The organism is Rhizobium sp. P1_E1 (genome assembly GCF_056406015.1).
In genome coordinates this window covers 1-3,203 of sequence record NZ_JBFUAY010000356.1, presented here as the reverse complement: position 1 = coordinate 3,203, position 3,203 = coordinate 1, and the positions used below count along the sequence as shown (strand labels likewise).

Genomic DNA, 3,203 nt, shown 5'->3' with positions numbered 1-3,203 from the left:
GACGAAGTTCGCTGATGCCGTTTCGATCCTGCGGCGCGGCAAGCTGGTCGGCACCGGTAAGGTCGGCGAGCTCTCCACCGCCGAGATGGCGGCGATGATGATCGGCGACGTCAAGCTCGCCGAGCTCGACAGCCGTCTGCCGGTGGCGGAAGCGGCCAAATCCGTGCTCACTGTAAGCCAGGTGAAAGCTCCGGATCGCTCCGGCCTGAAGACGATCGAGATCGACGCGCTTACAGTCCGCTCCGGCGAGATCGTCGGCATTGCCGGCATATCGGGCAACGGCCAGAAGGAGCTGACGGAAATACTCGCCGGCCAGCGCCCGACCGATAGCGGCCAAGTCATGGTCAATGGCGAGGCTTACGGCGCCACCCGCGACGAGACCCGCAAGAACAGGGTGCGTTTCATCCCCGAAGAACCGTTGCAGAATGCCTGTGCGCCGAAGATGACCGTGAGCGAGAACCTTGCGTTTCGCACCTTCGACTTGAAATCGGACGGCAAGGACGCAATCTGGCTGAACAAGGGCAGCATGAAGAAGCGTGCCTCGGCGCTGATCTCCGACTTCAAGGTCAAGACGGCCTCTTCCTCCTCGCCGATCGCAGCGCTTTCGGGCGGCAACGTGCAGCGGGCCGTGCTCGCCCGCGAACTGACCGGCGATGTCGATCTGCTGATCGTCTCGAACCCCTGTTTCGGTCTCGATTTCTCGGCCGTCGCCGAAATCCGCGCCCGCATCATGAAGGCACGCAATTTGGGCGCTGCCGTGCTGCTGCTTTCCGAGGACCTCGACGAACTGCTCGAGATGTCCGACCGCATCATGGTCATTTCGGAAGGCAAGCTGGTCTACGAGACACCGGCGCGCTCGGCCGATATTGGCGTGATCGGCGCCCACATGGCGGGGCATCATTGATGGCGAAGATCAAAGCTGAACCTTTCGCCTTTCCGGTGAAGCACGATGAGCTCGCCCTCATCGTCATTGACATGCAGCGTGATTTCGCCGAGCCCGGCGGCTTCGGCGCAAGCCTCGGCAATGATGTCAGCCGTATCACCAGGATCGTGCCTGATGTCAAACGCCTCATCCTGGGCTTCCGCAATGCCGGCCTGCCTGTGATCCATACGATGGAGTGCCACCGGCCGGACCTTTCTGACCTGCCGCCGGCCAAACGCGACCGTGGCAATCCGTCGCTCAGGATCGGCGACGAAGGTCCGATGGGCCGCATCCTGATCTCAGGCGAACCCGGCACGGCAATCCTGCCGGAACTCGCTCCTGTGAAGGGTGAAGTCGTCATCGAAAAACCCGGCAAGGGCGCCTTCTACGCCACCGAACTTGGCACCGTGTTGCAAGAGAAGGGCATTCGTCAGCTGGTCTTTGCTGGTGTCACCACCGAAGTCTGCGTGCAGACGACGATGCGCGAAGCAAACGACCGCGGCTATGAATGCCTTCTCGCCGAGGAGGCGACGGAAAGCTACTTCCCAGAATTCAAAGCCGCAGCCATCGCCATGATCCGCGCCCAAGGCGCGATCGTCGGCTGGACCGCGCATGTCGACGACATTCTGGAAAGTATCGCCCATGCCTGAAACGACCCGCGAACGCCTGACGTCAGGCGGCTGGAAGGAGCTGGAATTCGGCCCCTTCCGCGATGCTGTCACCATTCACTGGATCCGCCCCTTCGAGGGTGATCAGCCGGGCGTGGCGCTGCTGAAATATGAGCCCGGCGCCTCCGTTCCCCGCCATCGCCACGAAGGGCTCGAGACCATCCTGGTGCTCGACGGCGTTCAATCCGACGAGACGGGCGATTACATCAGCGGCAGTTATATCGTCAATGCGCCGGGCAGCGAACACTCGGTCTGGAGTGATACCGGCTGTGTCGTCCTCATCCAGTGGGACCGGCCCGTGAAAATACTCGAAGACGAAATTGCCTGAACCCCGCCGGCCTTGGAGGTCTGCCCGACGATCCGGAAGGACATGAATTTCACAGCAGCATCGAGGCTCCACGATCGATATAGGTGTCCAGGAATTGTTCGAGGCGGGGGTTTCTCGGCCGTTTGAAGACGTCCTGCGGCGGTCCGGTGAACAGCACCTTGCCGTGGTCGAGAAAGATGATCTGCTGGCCGACCGTCGCGGCAAATCCGATCTCGTGGGAGACGACGACCATCGTCATGCCCTCGGCGGCAAGATCGCGCATGACGTTCAGAACTTCGCCGGTCAGCTCGGGATCGAGTGACGAGGTCGGCTCGTCAAACAGCATGATCTTCGGGTTGAGGGCAAGCGCCCGGGCGATAGCGACACGCTGTTGTTGCCCTCCCGAGAGCTGCGATGGATAGTGCCCCGCCCTGCCCTCCAGGCCGACCTTGACGAGCTGGGCCATGGCCCGCTCCTCCGCATCCCTACGGCTCATCTTGTGAACCGTCTTCAGCGCCTCGCTGACATTGCCGAGCGCCGTCATATGCGGCCAGAGATTGAACTGCTGAAAAACCATCCCGATCTGCGATCGAATCTGCCGGTTCACAGCAGTCGGCACCCGCTCACGGACACCCTTGGCGTTTTCTGCAAAGCCAAGCACCTCGCCGTTGACGGCAATCGTCCCCTTCGTCGATTCCTCCAGAAACGCCATGCAGCGCAGCAGCGTACTCTTGCCGGATCCCGACGGGCCGATGACGCAAGAAACTTGTCCCTGCTCGATTTCGAGGTCGATGCCGTGCAGCACGATGGAGCCGCCGAACGTCTTGACGAGATTTTTGACTGCGATCGCAGGAACGCTCATATGTTGAAAAACCTGAATCTGGTGAGTTTCGTTTCGGCGAGATGGCCGAGCCAGCCGGTGATTTCGACCAGTACCCAATAAAATAGCGCAAGCACGAAGAGCGCCTCGACGAAAGCATATTGCTGCGAGCCGATGGCGCTGAGTGTCGCCGTCAACTCCGGCACGGTGATAATGGACAGAACGGCCGTCTCCTTCATGAGGATGATCGTCATGTTGACCGAAGGTGGCAACACCAGCATGGTCATCTCCGGCAGCAATATGCGCCGGATGATCTGCCCTTGTGTCAGGCCAACGCACAGGCCGGCCTCGATATGTCCCTTCGGGACGGCGGCAAAGCCCGAGCGGAATATCTCACTGAAATAAGCCGCGCCGTAGATGGAAAGGCCGACGATGCCGGCCGGGATCGGATCGAGCGACAATCCGACGAAGGGGCCGCCATAGTAG

The 3,203-nt window shown here is 61.1% G+C and carries 5 protein-coding genes; 3 read left to right on the top strand and 2 right to left on the bottom strand.

All coding sequences use genetic code 11. The features are described 5' to 3' along the window. The 3 genes from AC1D1Z_RS35585 to AC1D1Z_RS35575 all read left to right on the top strand — a co-directional run. On the top strand, positions 1-904 hold a 904-nt coding region (locus tag AC1D1Z_RS35585), incomplete at its 5' end, for an ATP-binding cassette domain-containing protein (RefSeq protein ID WP_477853490.1). Next, positions 904-1,572, top strand: a complete 669-nt coding sequence (locus AC1D1Z_RS35580) for a cysteine hydrolase family protein (protein WP_018449130.1) — start codon at positions 904-906, stop codon at positions 1,570-1,572. The genes AC1D1Z_RS35585 and AC1D1Z_RS35580, both read left to right, overlap by 1 nt. Continuing rightward, entirely contained in the window at positions 1,565-1,918 is a 354-nt protein-coding gene (locus AC1D1Z_RS35575; protein ID WP_128400744.1) for a cupin domain-containing protein, read from the top strand. The genes AC1D1Z_RS35580 and AC1D1Z_RS35575 overlap by 8 nt, the downstream gene beginning before the upstream one ends. 49 nt (positions 1,919-1,967) lie before the next feature. Here AC1D1Z_RS35575 and AC1D1Z_RS35570 read toward each other — a convergent pair whose 3' ends face one another. Next, positions 1,968-2,759, bottom strand: a complete 792-nt coding sequence (locus AC1D1Z_RS35570; RefSeq protein ID WP_130653994.1) for an amino acid ABC transporter ATP-binding protein — start codon at positions 2,757-2,759, stop codon at positions 1,968-1,970. Next, positions 2,756-3,203, bottom strand: a 448-nt coding sequence (locus tag AC1D1Z_RS35565) for an amino acid ABC transporter permease (RefSeq protein ID WP_477853486.1), incomplete at its 5' end; no start/stop codon positions are given. The genes AC1D1Z_RS35565 and AC1D1Z_RS35570, both read right to left, overlap by 4 nt.

Excerpts from the sequence above, each read along its gene's own strand:
- AC1D1Z_RS35570 (WP_130653994.1), bottom strand. The coding sequence starts at position 2,759 with ATGAGCGTTCCTGCGATCGCAGTCAAAAATCTCGTCAAGACGTTCGGC.
- AC1D1Z_RS35580 (WP_018449130.1), top strand. The coding sequence starts at position 904 with ATGGCGAAGATCAAAGCTGAACCTTTCGCCTTTCCGGTGAAGCACGAT.
- AC1D1Z_RS35575 (WP_128400744.1), top strand. The coding sequence starts at position 1,565 with ATGCCTGAAACGACCCGCGAACGCCTGACGTCAGGCGGCTGGAAGGAG.